Raw genomic sequence first — 15654 nt, 5'->3', positions numbered from 1 at the left:
ACCATCGAGGTGACTGAGCCGCGCGAACCGGAAACACGGTGCCCGATTAGTTGCGCCAGCTGTCGTCGATTTTGTCGATTTTGCGCTTCCACGCCTCGAAATCGAAGACGCCTGCACCGCCCTGGCTGGACATGACGGAAAGATCGCGCTGGTGCACATCGATCACCTCTTGGGGAACCACTGTTGGCTCGCCTTGGGAAAGGGTCGCAATCTGGATTTCACAAGCGCGTTGCAGCGCCCACATTTTCAGGAACATGCCTTGAATGCCGCCGTCCATTACCACAGGGCCATGGTTGCGCAGCATCAGGATTGAGTGGTTGCCAAGGTTTTGGACCAGACGATCGCCTTCCTCTGAGCGAACCGTCACACCTTCAAAATCGTGATAACCGATTTGGTCTTGGAAGTTGCAGGCGTAAAAGCTGATCGGAAGAAGGCCGTCCTTGTGGCTGCATACGGCCATCGTTGCGGTGGTGTGCACGTGGCAGATTGCATTGGCACGCCCGCCAAGTGTCTTGTGGAAATGCGCGTGCTGGGTGAAGCCTGCTTTGTTCACCATGTAAGGCGAACCGCCGATGTTGTTGCCCTCAACATCAATCTTCACGAGATTGGATGCGGTTACCTCATCATAAAGGAGCCCAAACGGGTTGATCAGAAACGCGCCCTCTTCACCGGGCACGGCCAATGAGATGTGGTTATAGATCGATTCGCCCCAACCAAGGTGCTCAAAAATCCGGTAGCACGCCGCCAGATCAAGGCGCGCCTGCCACTCTTCTTTGCTCACTTGCCCTTCAAGGCTTTCTGAAGGCTTCAATTGCGTTGCCATGGGGTATCCCTTTTCATCGTCATCGTGTTTGAGAGGCTTATCGCATTATTCAGCCCTTCCCGGCAAGCACCTGTCGTGATGGTCATGCAATGGGAGGCAAAGCCATTCTTTCCCCCGCCCAAGGGGAATTGCTTTGCGCGATGGCGTCCACGCGGATAAGCCGACCGTCTCGATGAGCAAATCCGACCCGCCTTCCCAGACAGCCATGACTGCAAAGCTCACCAAAGGGAGCATTACCGGGCATTTGGTGGGACAAACCCTGCCTGCTATCATCGGCGTTACGGCAATCATGTCGATCGGCCTCGTGGATGCCTATTTCATTGGCCAATTGGGGCCGGAGGCGCTTGCCGCGATTGCCTTTATCTTCCCAGTGACCGTGGCGCTATCCTCGCTTGGCGTGGGCGTGATGGTTGGGATCAATTCCGTCGTCGCCAGGGCATTGGGAGAAGGCGACGGCCCGCGATGTGCGCGAAGAGCCAACTTTGGCCTCCTTTTCTCAGTGGTCATCGGGATCATCATTGGGCTTGTACTTTATGCGTTGGCACAGCCGCTCTTCACCCTAATGAACGCACCGTCTCACCTTCTTCCCCTGATTTTGGAATATATGCAGCCTTTCGCGCTGGGTTTCCCACTGGTCCTTGCGATCATGGGCTTTAACGGCGTTCTTCGCGGGCAAGGCGAAGCAAAGAAGACGAGCTATATCTCCATCACCTATGCCGCTGCCAATTGGGTGCTTGATCCGTTTTTGATCACAGGTGCATTGGGGTTTGAAGGATACGGGATAGCGGGCGCGGCTTATGCCTCGATCATCGGGTATGGCATTGGCGTGGTCATGGCTTTCATCCTGCTGCGTCAGACTGATTTGCCCCTTGATCTCTCGCTTATCCGCGAGGGAAGCTGGGTGGACCCGGCCATGTCGATCCTGAAGGTGGCAGGCCCTGCCTCCTTCTCCAATTCGATCAATCCCATTGGCCTGTCCGTGCTCACCGCCGTTATCGCCACGCAAGGCGAAGCGGCCGTCGCCGCCTTTGGCGCAGCGGGACGTTTGCAAGGTCTCGCCACTGTGCCCCTGCTTGCTTTATCAGGGTCCATTGGCGCCATCGTTGGGCAAAACTGGGGCGCAGAAGAATACGCAAGAGCCCGCCAGGCAGCGCTGTATGCCTTTGGCTTTTGCCTTGTCTGGGGGCTTATCCTTGTCGCGGCCTTTGTGCCGATGGCCGCGTGGTTCGCCGGGTTCTTTTCCCAGGACCCTGAGATTGTCGATCAATTCGTCCTCTACATCCAGATCGCCTCATGGGGGTATGCAGGGTTCGGGGTGCTGATTGTTGCAAACGGTATATTGAACGCCATCGGCAAAGCCTCTTTTGCTCTCACCCAATCGGCCTTGCGGGTGTTTTTGGTCATGCTCCCATTTGCGTGGGTTTTCCTTGCCAGCTGGGGAAGCGCCGCTGTTTACTCTGCTGAACTTGCCGCCAACATCTTTGGCGGGATCACAGGCGCAGCGCTGGCCTATTGGCTTCTCGCTTACAAAGCCCCCGACGCCCAAAAAGCACCCGCGTAAGAGCGCCAGGCTCCGCTTAAACCAGTGGTTGGAGTAGGCTTTCGTTAACCATCCCCGTTCATAAGCCCCTAAGACGCGTATTGGACGCGAAGTGTAATTGTCTTTCTGGATGAACGGGGCACGAGCGCAATGGACGACCTGCTGGCGGACTTCGTTGCAGAAACACGCGAAATGCTGGAGGCGAGCTCAGGCGAAATTGTCGCTTGGGAGGCCAATCCAGCCGACCGTGCGCGTCTCGACACCATTTTCCGCTTTGTCCACACGGTCAAAGGCAATTGCGGTTTCTTCGATTTTCCGCGCCTGGCAAAGCTCAGCCACGCAGCCGAAGACGCCCTTGCCGATTGCCGCGCAGGACGGCGCGATCCGGATAGCGAATTGGTCACCGCAGTGCTCGCTATTGTCGACCGGATTGTTGAAATGGTTGATGCTATCGAGGCTGGCGAAGAATTGCCTGAAGACAGCGACGAGGTCCTGATTTCAGCGCTTGAGCCCCTGGAAGAGGCCGAAACAGGCGCATCCGGGATCGACCAGGAGCCTCCACACGCACACCCTGACCCAAAAGATAGAACCCCCACAGATAGGGCCCCCGCAGATAGGGCTCCTAAAGACGCATCGCCAACAAGCAGCGTACCGGCCCCAAAACAATCAAACACGCCCACGGTTCAACGCTCCATCCGGCTGCCGGTTGATCTGCTAGACCGCGTCATGAGCGGCGTCTCTGACATGGTGTTGGCGCGCAACGATCTTGCCCACCGCTTGCGACAGGCAGGCACACAGCCCACAATCGACGGACCATTTGAGCGTCTGACCGCAATTCTAAGCGATGTTCGCGACGCCATTACGCGTATGCGCATGCAGCGGATCGAAACCCTGTTTAGCGCGCTTCCCCGGCTTGTGCGGGACCTTTCCAACGACCTTGGCAAACAGGTCATGATCGACGTGCAAGGCGGCGATGTCGAACTCGACCGCGAGATGATCGAGATGATCCGCGATCCTCTCACCCACATCATTCGCAATTCCATCGATCACGGAATTGAAAAGCCATCCGCACGGCTTGCTGCTGGCAAGCGCGAGATAGGGTTTTTGTCCATCACAGCGCGCCAATCGGGCAATATGATCTCAATTGTGGTGAGCGATGATGGGCAAGGTCTCAACGTTGAACGGATCATCAACAAGGCGATTGCAACGGGGCTCATCACCGAAGCTGAAAGCGCAGAGCAAAGCCATGATGCGATTATGCAATTGGTCTTCCAGCCCGGCTTCTCCACCGCAGAGACAGTCAGCAACGTGTCGGGAAGAGGCGTTGGCCTTGATGTGGTGCGCCAAAACCTGGAGCGCGTGGGCGGCTCTATTTCGGTGAGTTCCACCCAAGGCGTGGGCACACAGTTCACTTTGCAAATCCCGCTCACCCTTAGCATCATTGCAGGCCTCACCGTTGAAGCCAGCGAACAGCGCTTCGCCATCCCGCAAAGCTATATTGAGGAGATCATTCACTCCTCGTCCAAAGCTCTAAACCTAAGCCGCGTTGGTGAAACTGCCCTTGTCACTTTTAGGGGTAAGCGGGTGCCATGCCTGTTCCTTACAGATGTGCTGCAACTGCCGCCAAGCGAGCTTTCGGAAACTGAGGCAACCATGGTCATGCTTCGCCTTGCCAATGGCGATCTGTTTGCGCTTGGCGTGGATGGCATCCATTCGCACGGCGATATTGTGGTAAAACCCCTCGCACCGGCGGTCATGAAGACCGGTATTTATGCAGGATCAACACTGCTTGATGATGGGAAACCGGTGCTGCTTTTGGATATCACAAGCATCGCTGCTGAAAACAAAATCGCCACTGATCTTCGCAGCCGAGTGCTCGGCCGGATGCTAGGGGATGATGAGGCCGAAGAACACGGCGCCTCGCAGGCCAAGAGCCGCGCCATGTTGTTCAAGGATTTTGACGGGCGAAGCCTTGCCATTCGATTGGAGCTGGTCAAGCGGATTGAGACGATCCCGATATCGGCGGTCGATCGTTCGGGCGCAAAAGTGCGCGCGGTGCTTGATGGCGTGATCCTGCCCCTGATCGGCCTGCCTGACGAAAACCCTGACATCAAAAAGCTGCGGCTATTGCGGCTTAGCGATGGATCGAGCCAATTGCTCCATGCCGTTCGCGAGGTCGAAGAGGCTGTGGAGCTCGATGGCGCACTCAAACCGGCAATTGATGAACCATTGGTCGAGGCGGTCACATTGGTCGCCGATCGCACGGTAAGTGTGCTTGATGGTCACGAACTTTTTGCGCAATTTGGCGAAGTGCCTGATGCGCCAAGCAAGCCTGTTTGCCGCCTGCCCCACGGGGAATGGTCAAACACAATTCTAGCCCCGCTGGTTGCATCGGCTGGATATGAAATCGCCTCTGATCCTGACGCGCGCGAGGACGTGGCGATCTGGTTTGAGGACGAATATGAGGCAGCCCTTGCCCTTGATACCGAATTTACAGCGCCCATTGTGCGCCTGCGCGATGCGCCTGATGGCGCCGAGGGTTCGCCCACCATTTACCGTTATGACCGCGATGGGCTGGTGGATGCTCTTCGCAAGGCGCGCGCCAAACCACTCACGACGAAAGGGGCCGCTTAATGACAAATTCTCTTTTGGTTATGGCGCTTATCGCCGGGCGCCGCTGTGCGTTTCTTGCCCCTGAGGTTCAGTCGGTCATCGAGGTTGGGGCCATCACCCCAATCCCGCGCACCCCGGAATATATATCCGGGCTCACTGCCATGCGCAGTCAGGCGTTGACGGTGCTGGACTGCCGCACCGCGGTTGGCTTTCATGCCGCGCAATTCACCCTTGATCACCGCGCGATTGTTGCCAGCTATAATGGCGATTCTTACGCTCTTCGCGTGGATTCAATCGATGATATTTGCACCGCCGTTAGCGAACCTACAAGCGTGCCCGGCGGTTTTGGAGAGCAATGGTCGCGTGTTGCCAATGGTTTAGTCGAAACGCGCGTTGGTCCCACCCTCCTGCTCGATCTGGAAGCCTTAATCGGTGGCCACGCATCAATGGGGGTGGCTGCTTAATGCTATTCTTACCTTACATGTCTAATCGCCAAGTCTCACAATTTAGGAACCGAGCATGAAGACCTGCCTTGTCGTCGACGATTCCAAAGTGATCCGAAAGGTTTCAAGGCATATTCTTGAGACCTTGGGCTTCACCGTGGATGAGGCCGAGAACGGCAAGCTGGGCTTGGACGCCTGCGAAGCGGGGATGCCGGATTTGATCCTTTTGGACTGGAACATGCCGGTGATGACCGGGATCGAGTTCATCAACGCTTTGCGCAAACGCCCAGGCGGCGACAAACCCAAAGTTGTGTTCTGCACCACGGAAAATGACGTTGCTCATATCCGCGAGGCTATTGATGCGGGAGCTGATGAGTATGTGATGAAGCCGTTCGATCATGAAACGCTTCAAATCAAACTTCAGCTGGTGGGCTTTGCATGAACGCCCCGCCCCGCTCCCCGTCTGCGCGGGGGCGTTCTAAGCCCTCCCCAACCCAGACATCTAAGGCCCAGACATCTAAGGCCCAGACCTCATCAAAGCTCATTCGGGTGATGATTGTGGACGATTCCCTCACCGTGCGTACGATCTTCCGGCGTATGGTCGAAGGCGACCCCGCGATGGAGATCGCCGGAACCGCCAGCAGCGGTGAGCGGGCCATCGTTCAGATCAAGAAAGAGCCTGCAGACGTGGTGCTCCTCGATCTGGAAATGCCCGGCATGGGCGGGCTTGAAGCTTTGCCAGCCATCCGTGAGGCATCACCCGGTGTTCAAGTCCTGGTGGTTTCATCGCTGACGCAAAATGGCGCAGAAGCAACAGTCGCAGCCCTTTCAAACGGGGCGGCAGACACGCTGCAAAAGCCGCGCCCGGGAGGCTTCAACGAAGAGTACCGCAGCGAGCTGCTGGGCAAAGTCCGGGCGCTTGGCAACGCGACCTCCACGGCGGATCGGATGCCTTGTGCCGATACGAATGCCGCCCCATCCAAACCCGATGCACCAAGCCCTGCCGGCAACCGACCCGCCAAGTTTGATCGACCTGCAAAACGGGCTGAAGTTATCGCCATTGGCGCATCGACCGGGGGTATCCATGCCCTCAATCTGATGCTGCGCGAGCTATCACCTGAATGTTCGCTGCCGATCCTCATCACACAGCACCTGCCAGACAATTTCATCCCCGTTTTCGCGCGGCAAGTTGAAGTTGCAAGTGGTCGTTCCTCACACATCGCCCAAGACGGCTTGGAGATACGAGCAGGCGAAATCACGATCGCGAATGGCAACAGCCATCTGGGCGTGCGACGCATCGCCAACAGGCTGGTGGTCAGCACCATCAACGATCCTGCACCAAGCGGTTGCCTGCCCTCTGTCGATCCAATGTTCAGCAGCCTTGCCACGGCTTGCGAGGGTAAGGTGCTTGCGATCCTTTTATCCGGCATGGGCCGCGATGGTCTTGAAGGGGCACGCGAAGTTGCGCAGGCTGGAGGCGCGGTTTGGGCGCAAAATGCCGATACCTGCGCTGTATGGGGCATGCCCGGAGCGGTTGCGAAGGCGGGATTGACCAGCCTTATTGCGCCGCCTGAGGAATTGGGCAGCGCGATCATGGCGCAAGGTTCAACCACAAGGCCTTCCAGCATCAACGCCGAGCGCCGATAGCGGCCGGGCTGGATGCAAATGGAAGTCAGTCAGGCCTCATATCAGATCATCGCCGAGCTCTTGTTCGCTCGCACCGGGCAGCAATTGACCAATAGCCGCAAATGGCGATTGGGTTCGGCTTTGTCCGGGCTTTTTCGTGAGCACGGGATTAGCAATTTTGATCAGCTGGTGTGCCTGCTGGATGCAGGTACCACGCGCGTCGATGGCCGGGATCTGGCTGATGAGGTGGTCGAGGCGCTTCTCAACAATGAAACCTATTTCTTTCGCGACAAGCCCACATTTGATCAGATCCCCAACGAAATTTTGCCCGAGCTAAGGCAACGCCGTTCACACTCGCGGCGTCTCAAAGTGTGGTGCGCTGGATGTTCAACGGGCCAGGAAGTACACAGCCTCGCGATGCTGTTCCACGATCAGAAAGAGCTGTGGAACGGATGGACCATCGAAATTTTGGGGACAGATATCTCGCGGCGAGCCATCGGGATTGCCGAGCGCGGGGTCTACACCCAGTTTGAGGTCCAGCGCGGGCTTGGTGTTAAAGAGATGCTCAATCATTTCGATGAAACTCAAGAAGGCTGGCATTTGCGCGAAGGCGCGCGCCAATTCAGCCGGTTTGAGCAACACAATCTGCTTGAAGCTGCACCGGGACGAACAAAGTTTGATCTTGTCTTGTGCCGCAACGTCCTGCTGTATTTCGACGGACAAAATCGCGCCCGAGCCTTCGAACGTGTGGCACAAGGGCTCGAAAGCGATGGTTTCTTGATGTTAGGGGCCGGAGAGACTGTCTCACCGCACACCAATGCCTTTGTCCCATCAGGCAACCGCGCCAGCATTTTTGAGCACAATATGCCGCAAAATCAGGTGCTTCGCGGGTCTAATCCGATACATGCCTAAGCCTGTTTGGCTTTAAGCATAAAGGCCCGCCGCGTAGCTTCGCCAGAGCCTCAATTTTACCTATCATTAGCCATTGCCCTTTAGGCTTTTTGACGTGGAAGTTGCGCGAATTTGCGCCAACAAAGGATCACGCGTGCCTGAACCAAGCCAGCGAATGCGTCTGACACAAGGAGGACTGGTCCTGCTGCCCGCAGCGACCCTTTCCCTTGTGGTATCAGCCATCGCTCTGGTGTTTCTGGTGGGCGAAAAGCTCTCCTTTGCCGCGGCAGGGGCAATCATCACCTCAGGGGTGCTCGTCTACGCCGCTTCGATCTTCTTCATCACCCGCTTTGCCAGCAATGAAACGGATAACGGCAAAACGCGCAAAAATATTGATGCGCTGAGCCAATTGCCCAATCGCCAGGCGCTAAGGCTTGATCTGGCGAACTTATCGAAAAGCGGAGAAGAGGTCGCTCTAGCGATCCTTGATCTTGATGGCTTTAAACAGATCAACGACCATTTTGGCCATGCCGAAGGGGATGAGCTGATTTATCAATGCGCGCTTTTGCTCCACGAAATCATCGGCGAGGAGGCGCGGTGCTATCGCCTTGGAGGGGATGAGTTTGCAGCCGTTGTTTCAGGGACGGTGGCTGGCACCATTTTGGAAGGCCTGAGCCGAAAAATCCTCGACCGCCTGCAAACGCCAATCCGGGTGGGTGACCGCGACCTTGCCATTGGCGCGAGCATCGGACTTGCCTGCAGCACCGCTGAGCTCAACCTTATGCCATCGGAGCTTTTGCGCAGGGCAGATTTGGCCATGTACAATTCCAAGCGCGGCGGCAAAATGCGCTGCACTTGGTACAATCCAAGCTTCGACAGAAAGCGTGAAGCTGTCCGCGACCTTGAAGAGGCTTTGCGGATCGGGCTTAAGAACGATGAATTCAGCCTCGCCTATCAGCCGCTGGTCGATGCCGACAAAGGCGATATTGTTGCGGTTGAGGCTTTGCTGCGGTGGAACCGGGCGGATGGTGAGCAGGTTGGCCCCAATGTCTTTATCCCGGTGGCCGAAGAATCGGGCATCATCAACCCCATCGGCCTTTGGGTTTTGCGCGATGCCATGATCAAGGCGCGCGATTGGGAGGGCATTGCGCTTTCGGTAAATATTTCCGCTGCTCAACTGCGCAATTCTGAATTCCCGATCAAGCTTGGCGAAATTCTTGAGGAAACGGGCTATCCCCCGCATTTGCTCGAGCTTGAGGTGACTGAGACTTGCCTTGTGGTGGACCCAATTGTTGCCGAGCGCACTTTGGACGTCATTCGCAAATTCGGTGTCAAAATCTCGCTCGATGATTTTGGTACAGGCTACGCCTCGATTGGCTTTTTGCGTCAATTCCGATTTGAAAAACTGAAACTTGATCGCAGCCTTGTCGTCCAAGCCTGCCAAGATGAGGGTAGCCGCGCAATGATGCTCTCCAGCATCGCTGTGGCCAGAGCCCTTAAAATGGGCGTGACCGCGGAAGGGGTCGAGACCCAAGACCAGGCTGACATGGTGCGCTTGGCCGGGTGCGATCAGATCCAGGGTTGGCTTTACTACAAGGCTATGCCCGCCGACGAAATCGATGCGCTGATTTTACAACAAAGAGGCGACACTGCGAACGGTTTTGCGCCTTTGCCACCTGTATCCAGAGGAGCCCTTCGATGAGCACCTTGCAAGAGATCGCGATCGACCTGCAGGCTGATCGCGCGGTTCAAGAAATTGAACAAAGCACCATGAACAAAGGCCTTTTCGGGGCGCTTTCGGCGCGTTTTCATCGCCTTCCCATCGGTCGCAAAATCACGCTGTTTTTCGGGCTGAACCTGTCCTTTGCCCTCATCGCAGGCCTTGGCGTGGTGCTTGCCTTCATCCAGATAAGCAACACAGCACAAGAAACAGCAGACACCCATCGCGGCGCCTTTTTGGCAGAGCGTTTGGTGGTCGACCTGTCTGAAGCCGCGCGCCACAGTGACAGCATTGCAGCAGGCAACACCGATGTCAGCCCAAGCGTCGCACTAGGAGATTTGGACAGCGCGCTCGCCTCGCTTGACGAACTGGGCGCATTATCCGCAGGCCTGCCCCCCTCTTACGCACAGCAATTGAGCGCGATCACGCTTGATGTTTTGACAATGAAGGACCGATTGAACGGTGACGGCAATGCCACAGACCTGAGCGAGAGCACCCTTGCAAAAGCGCGTGGTTTGGCCGGAGAATTCGAACAAGAGGCCAGCGCCGCGACAGATTCCAGCCGCACTGTGATTGCCACAATGCTATCCCTTTGGATCGGGGCCGCCGGGATATTGATATTGCTAACGCTGGTCGCGCAACGCTATTTTGACAAACACGTCGGTGCAGCCTTGTCGGGCCTTGCGTCACGAATGTCGCGCCTTTCATCAGGCGATCACGTTGCCGAAATTGAAACGAGCAACCGGCAGGACGAAATCGGTGACATGACCCGCGCTATGATGGTCTTTCATAAGGCGGGACTGCGCCTTGAGCGAATGAGCATGGAGCGATCACAAAAGGCGCAGGAAGAACTCAAAGCGCAAGCTGAGTTTCAAAAAGAGCGCGAGGAGGCACGCGCAGAAAAAGAACGGGCCCTCAAGAGGCTGGCCGACACATTCGAGAGCAAAATCACAGATGTCGTTGCCCAGGTCGCGAGCGCTTCAAGCCAATTGCAGAGCACCGCTGTGTCCATGGCGCAAAGCGCAGAGCGCGCCTCTGCCAGAACCAGCGAAGTCACCACGTCGATGCATGAGGCGGATGCCGGGGCGACGGCGGCGGCGGCAGCTTCGGACGAATTTGCCATGTCGATCAGCGAAGTCAGCGAGCAGGCGGCATCCTCCGCAGAGCTCGCCCGAACCGCGTCAGAATCCACGCATAAGGCCGATGCGACAATCGCCAAACTCTCTCAGAGTGCTGAAGAGGTGGGGCATATTGTTGAACTTATTCAAACCATTGCACAGCGCACCAATCTGCTTGCCCTCAACGCCTCAATTGAGGCAGCGCGCGGCGGCGAGAGCGGGCGCGGCTTTGCCGTGGTGGCAAGCGAGGTCAAGGAATTGGCCATGCAAACCAGCCGCGCAACCGAAGAAGTCGCTATGCAAATTCGCGTTATGCAGGAAACCACCGGAGCAAGCGTTTCGACCTTGCGATCCATTGCCGATCAGGTGTCAGGCCTCGAAGGCGTTGCGGTTTCCATTGCGGGCGCGGTCAATCAACAAAGCTATGCCGGACAAGATCTTGCGCGCAGCATCGATATCGCGGCCCGAGGCACGAAGGAAGTTTCCCAGCACATCGAAGAGGTGCAAGAACTGTCAACCTCTGCCGGTGCTGCGGCAAGCCAAGTCCTCTCAAGCGCCACCTCGTTAGAGAAGCAAGCGGCAACTTTGCGCGAACAGGTCAACGCGTTTCTGGAAGAAGTTCGCGCGGCATAATCAAAGCTTTCTCTCCGCCCGTTCTTGCGACTATTGTGCGCACGAACGAGAATTGTGAGGGAGATGTGAACCTGTGACCGACGCCGTCAAAGCCCCAAGCCTGTCATACGAAACGAACTGCACCGCTGAGCAGTATGAGGAAATGTACGCATCCTCGATTGCCGATCCTGATGGCTTTTGGTTGGAGCAGGCAAAGCGTTTGGATTGGGCGAAGGCTCCTGCGAAAGGCGGGGATTGGTCATACGATCCGGTCCAAATCAAATGGTTTGAAGACGGGTCGCTCAACCTTTGCCACAATGCAGTGGACCGCCATGTTGAGACGGGGCGCGGTGACACGATTGCACTTATATTCGAGCCGGACGATCCCAAAGCGCCCGGCCGCACTTTGACGTATGGCGAGCTTCAATCCGAAGTGATCGCCATGGCGAACGCGCTACTTGCTATTGGCGTGACCAAGGGCGAGCGCGTGACCATTTACATGCCCATGGTGATCGAAGGCGTCACAGCCATGCTCGCTTGTGCCCGGATCGGAGCGATCCACTCGGTGGTGTTTGGCGGTTTCTCACCCGAAGCGCTTGCGGGACGTATCGAAGATTGCGGCTCTCGTTTTGTGGTGACAGCCAATGAGGGCCTTCGCGGGGCAAAGCCTATTCCCCTAAAAGCCAATGTGGATGCCGCGTTGCAAATCGAGGGGGCAAGCGGGGTCGAAGGCGTGCTTGTGGTGAAGCACACGGGCACCGATGTCCCCATGCAAAAGGGCCGCGATCACTGGTTCCAAGATGTCAGAAACGATGCCGATGTCCCGTGTGCGGTTATGGCAGCAGAAGACCCGCTGTTTATCCTTTATACCTCGGGTTCGACCGGAAAGCCCAAAGGCGTGCTCCACACCACAGGCGGATACGGCGTTTGGACAGCCACCACATTCCACTATGTGTTCGATTATCAACCAGGAGAGGTGTTCTGGTGCAGCGCGGATATTGGCTGGGTCACTGGGCATTCTTACGTCGTTTATGGCCCGCTGTTAAACGGGGCAACGCAGGTCGTCTTTGAAGGGGTGCCCAATTATCCCGATCACGGCCGTTTCTGGGACGTAGTGGACAAGCACAAGGTCAACATCCTCTACACAGCCCCCACTGCCATCAGAGCCTTGATGCGCGAGGGCGACGCCCATGTGACCAGCCGGGACCGCTCTTCATTGCGTTTGCTGGGCAGCGTGGGTGAGCCGATCAATCCCGAAGCCTGGCGCTGGTATTTCGACACCGTTGGCGATGGACGCTGCCCAATTGTTGACACCTGGTGGCAGACCGAGACGGGTGGCTGCATGCTCACCACCTTGCCCGGCGCACACGATATGAAGCCGGGTTCTGCAGGCCTCCCCTTCTTTGGCGTGCAGCCACAATTGGTCGATAATGATGGCGCCGTGCTGGAAGGCGCGAATGAGGGCAATTTGTGCCTCACACACAGTTGGCCGGGCCAGGCGCGCAGCGTTTTTGGCGACCATGACCGCTTTATCCAAACCTATTTCAGCACCTACTCAGCCAGATATTTCACAGGCGATGGGTGCAAGCGCGACGCAGATGGATACTATCGTATCACGGGCCGGGTTGACGATGTGATCAACGTCTCAGGCCACCGCATGGGCACAGCCGAAGTTGAAAGCGCGCTGGTCCTCCACCCGCTTGTCGCAGAGGCTGCTGTGGTGGGATATCCGCATGATATCAAAGGCCAAGGCATCTATTGCTATGTCACATTGAACGCAGGCGAAGAGGGTTCAGATGAACTATACGCCGAGCTTCGCCAGCATGTGCGCAAGGAAATCGGCCCCATCGCAACGCCCGATCACCTGCAGTTCACCGACGGCCTTCCCAAGACCCGTTCCGGCAAGATCATGCGGCGCATTTTGCGCAAAGTGGCAGAGAATGACTACGGCTCGTTGGGCGATACATCGACGCTGGCTGACCCCAGCTTGGTGGAGAGGCTGATCGACGGGCGGCAGAACCGCTAGCGGGTCTTAAGCATCATCGCCAAATTCGGCGAGCTGTTCGAGATATTCGGCATCACACACCTTTAGCGCGCGTCCTTCGCGGGCAATGATCCCTTGCGCCTCCCAATCCGACAAAAGCCGGCTGACGTTTTCGCGCGCAAGGCCTGCAAATGCGCCAAGATCGTTCTGGCTCGGGCTATAGATAAGGCTTCCGTCCTGAGCACCTCGATCCAAAAGCCGCACCAGCGCGCGGGCAAGGCGTGGCCCCATGGAGAAGGTGCGATCGCTTTCGACCACAAGGTTGAGCTGTCTCACCCGCCGGGCAAGTTCGCGCATCACGGCCACCACAGATGCAGGATTAGTCGAGACTGTCTCGATAAAGGTGCGCGTCGGCAAGAGCAGCACTTCAGATGGCACCACGGCAGAAACAGACGCAGTGCGAGGGCCACTGTCGAGGAGCGCAATCTCACCGACAAGTTCGTTGGGCGCGCAATAATTGAGGATAATCTCGCGCCCGCTTGCGCTCACAAAACTGATCTTGAGCGCGCCTGAAAGGAGATAAACCGCAAAATCCCCATCCTCATCGCCCTGATTGATAAGGACATCACCCTTTTTAAGCTCACGGCGCGACGACTTTGCCAACAGCGCTTCGAGCTGCCCGCGTGATAGCGCGCGCAGCAAGCTGTCTGGCGCAAGCGTTTCCAAGATAGAATCGACAGAATTCATTGTGCCCCCAAACCCTATTGCACGCCAATCCGTTACCGCGCGAGCGCGCGGCATGCAAATTGGGTGTAACACGCGGTCAAATGGGCCCCTAATTTGATAATCGTGATGGCCATCACAGAAGCCCCTGGAAATCATACCTAAAGAATTCTTACGCAGCTTAAGGGCACGCCGCGACGGGGGGCGTCGCGGGCCCTTTTTATGAGAGGCGACCCGAGCGCAAAGAGTGGTGCACTCTTTGCGGCGCACTGGCCCACACCTTCGGGGGGAAGGTGTGGGCCTTAGTGTCTTTAAAACGGGTGTCTGCCCCTCTAGCGAGGACACTCCAGAAGATACCGCCGGGAAAAACAAAAATGGCGCGCCCTGCAGGAGTGGGCTGGCCTTTCGGCCACCCCGTCTTCGCCCCGCTGTCGCTGGGGCTACGACTCCGAAAGTCCGCCACATCCACTGACCCACCAAAAAGGGGACCGCCTTTGGAAAGGCAGTCCCCTTTGTGGCGCGCCCTGCAGGAGTCGAACCTGCGGCCTCAGGATTAGAAGTCCCGTGCTCTATCCAGCTGAGCTAAGGGCGCGTTGGTGGTGCCAATAGCGTGCTTTGCGCTGCATTCAAATCGCGCTAACGGCTTCTTGATGGAAAAAGATCAAATTTCGCCAGATATCGCCGCTAATCGAGCCTCCGATACAGCTGCTGCATTCGATCATGACCCGTCTGACGGCATTCAGGCGACAAGCCATGCGCCTGTGACGTTCAAATATTATGATTTCGTCATGGCCGCCTTTGTCGCCATCCTTCTCCTCTCCAACATCATCGGCGCAGCAAAGACCACCTATGTCTCTGTGCCCTTTTGGCCCGATGGGCTTTGGCCCGCACCAGACGGCGTCCTTATCTATGGCGCAGGCATCCTGTTCTTCCCTTTGGGCTATGTCATTGGCGATGTTCTCACAGAGATATACGGCTTTGCCCGTGCGCGCCGGGTGATCTGGACCGGCTTTGCCGCGATGCTTTTCCTTGCGTTCATGAGCTATGTGGTGGTGGCCCTTCCCCCGTTTGATGATTGGCGATGCGCGGCAAGCGGCTTTGACGGGCAAGGCCCCCTCACCGCGCGCGCCGGTGATGATGTGCCTTTGGGACAGATTTGCCAGGAAACCTATGTCTCGGTCTTTGGCAATGCATGGCGGATTGTGGCGGCCTCAATCATCGCGTTTTGGGCAGGCGAATTCGTCAATTCCTATGTCATGGCCAAGATGAAAGTCTGGACCAAAGGCAAAGCGCTGTGGACCCGCACCATCGGTTCGACAGTTGTGGGGCAAGGCGTGGACAGCCTGATCTTCTACCCGCTTGCCTTCTACGGGATCTGGAGCACGCAATTGGTTATCACCGTTATGATCACCAACTGGCTGTTGAAAGTGTTTTGGGAGGCCGCCCTGACGCCTGTCACCTATCTGGTGGTGGGCAAGTTGAAGAAGGCCGAAGGGGTGGATTTGTTCGACACTGACACCGACTTCTCACCCTTTTCGAGGACGAAGGCTTAGAGCCAGCC

Annotated in this window: 12 protein-coding genes and 1 tRNA gene; 10 read left to right on the top strand and 3 right to left on the bottom strand. The window is 56.9% G+C overall.

Annotated features, from left to right (window positions below; translation table 11 throughout):
- Positions 1–46: 46 nt before the first annotated feature.
- A complete protein-coding gene (locus AC0V61_RS10715; RefSeq protein ID WP_486157391.1) occupies positions 47–823 on the bottom strand; it encodes a class II aldolase/adducin family protein in 777 nt (258 codons plus the stop codon).
- A gap of 133 nt (positions 824–956) precedes the next feature.
- Here AC0V61_RS10715 and AC0V61_RS10710 point away from each other — a divergent pair, with 133 nt between their 5' ends.
- From AC0V61_RS10710 to acs, 9 genes are all read left to right on the top strand, one after another.
- Positions 957–2384, top strand: a complete 1428-nt coding sequence (locus AC0V61_RS10710; protein ID WP_486157389.1) for an MATE family efflux transporter — start codon at positions 957–959, stop codon at positions 2382–2384.
- A 129-nt stretch (positions 2385–2513) separates the two neighbouring features.
- The gene (locus AC0V61_RS10705) at positions 2514–4997 is read left to right on the top strand and encodes a chemotaxis protein CheA (RefSeq protein WP_486157387.1); all 2484 of its coding nucleotides are present in this window, start codon (positions 2514–2516) and stop codon (positions 4995–4997) included.
- Positions 4997–5440 (top strand): chemotaxis protein CheW, encoded by a 444-nt coding sequence (locus AC0V61_RS10700; protein ID WP_486157385.1) that lies wholly within the window; start codon positions 4997–4999, stop codon positions 5438–5440. The genes AC0V61_RS10705 and AC0V61_RS10700 overlap by 1 nt, the downstream gene beginning before the upstream one ends.
- Before the next feature lie 55 nt (positions 5441–5495).
- Complete coding sequence (locus AC0V61_RS10695) at positions 5496–5861, top strand: response regulator (protein WP_486157383.1); 366 nt, start codon at positions 5496–5498, stop codon at positions 5859–5861.
- Entirely contained in the window at positions 5858–7066 is a 1209-nt protein-coding gene (cheB, locus tag AC0V61_RS10690) for a chemotaxis-specific protein-glutamate methyltransferase CheB (protein ID WP_486157381.1), read from the top strand. Before AC0V61_RS10695 ends, cheB begins: the two co-directional genes overlap by 4 nt.
- Positions 7067–7084: 18 nt before the next feature.
- Positions 7085–7957 (top strand): CheR family methyltransferase, encoded by an 873-nt coding sequence (locus tag AC0V61_RS10685; protein ID WP_486157379.1) that lies wholly within the window; start codon positions 7085–7087, stop codon positions 7955–7957.
- Positions 7958–8090: 133 nt separating this feature from the next.
- Positions 8091–9638, top strand: coding sequence for a putative bifunctional diguanylate cyclase/phosphodiesterase (locus tag AC0V61_RS10680; protein WP_486157377.1), 1548 nt, complete (start codon positions 8091–8093; stop codon positions 9636–9638).
- A complete protein-coding gene (locus AC0V61_RS10675) occupies positions 9635–11407 on the top strand; it encodes a methyl-accepting chemotaxis protein (protein WP_486157375.1) in 1773 nt (590 codons plus the stop codon). Before AC0V61_RS10680 ends, AC0V61_RS10675 begins: the two co-directional genes overlap by 4 nt.
- A 73-nt stretch (positions 11408–11480) precedes the next feature.
- A complete protein-coding gene (gene acs, locus AC0V61_RS10670) occupies positions 11481–13412 on the top strand; it encodes an acetate--CoA ligase (protein WP_486157373.1) in 1932 nt (643 codons plus the stop codon).
- A gap of 6 nt (positions 13413–13418) precedes the next feature.
- Here acs and AC0V61_RS10665 read toward each other — a convergent pair whose 3' ends face one another.
- Entirely contained in the window at positions 13419–14117 is a 699-nt protein-coding gene (locus AC0V61_RS10665; protein WP_486157371.1) for a Crp/Fnr family transcriptional regulator, read from the bottom strand.
- Positions 14118–14608: 491 nt separating this feature from the next.
- Positions 14609–14685 (bottom strand) — tRNA-Arg (locus tag AC0V61_RS10660).
- 58 nt (positions 14686–14743) lie between these two features.
- Between AC0V61_RS10660 and AC0V61_RS10655 the strand changes: the two genes are divergently transcribed.
- The gene (locus AC0V61_RS10655) at positions 14744–15646 is read left to right on the top strand and encodes a queuosine precursor transporter (RefSeq protein ID WP_486157370.1); all 903 of its coding nucleotides are present in this window, start codon (positions 14744–14746) and stop codon (positions 15644–15646) included.
- Positions 15647–15654 lie beyond the last annotated feature (8 nt).

Source organism: Erythrobacter sp. JB1-4 (assembly GCF_057365025.1).
The sequence above is the reverse complement of the archived record's forward strand: the minus strand, read 5'-3'. Positions and strand labels throughout refer to the sequence as shown.

What these genes read in the sequence shown, in the direction of transcription:
- AC0V61_RS10715 (WP_486157391.1), bottom strand. Translation starts at nt 823, where the DNA reads ATGGCAACGCAATTGAAGCCTTCAGAAAGCCTTGAAGGGCAAGTGAGC.
- AC0V61_RS10705 (WP_486157387.1), top strand. Translation starts at nt 2,514, where the DNA reads ATGGACGACCTGCTGGCGGACTTCGTTGCAGAAACACGCGAAATGCTG.
- AC0V61_RS10700 (WP_486157385.1), top strand. Translation starts at nt 4,997, where the DNA reads ATGACAAATTCTCTTTTGGTTATGGCGCTTATCGCCGGGCGCCGCTGT.
- AC0V61_RS10695 (WP_486157383.1), top strand. Translation starts at nt 5,496, where the DNA reads ATGAAGACCTGCCTTGTCGTCGACGATTCCAAAGTGATCCGAAAGGTT.
- cheB (WP_486157381.1), top strand. Translation starts at nt 5,858, where the DNA reads ATGAACGCCCCGCCCCGCTCCCCGTCTGCGCGGGGGCGTTCTAAGCCC.
- AC0V61_RS10685 (WP_486157379.1), top strand. Translation starts at nt 7,085, where the DNA reads ATGGAAGTCAGTCAGGCCTCATATCAGATCATCGCCGAGCTCTTGTTC.
- AC0V61_RS10675 (WP_486157375.1), top strand. Translation starts at nt 9,635, where the DNA reads ATGAGCACCTTGCAAGAGATCGCGATCGACCTGCAGGCTGATCGCGCG.
- AC0V61_RS10665 (WP_486157371.1), bottom strand. Translation starts at nt 14,117, where the DNA reads ATGAATTCTGTCGATTCTATCTTGGAAACGCTTGCGCCAGACAGCTTG.
- AC0V61_RS10655 (WP_486157370.1), top strand. Translation starts at nt 14,744, where the DNA reads ATGGAAAAAGATCAAATTTCGCCAGATATCGCCGCTAATCGAGCCTCC.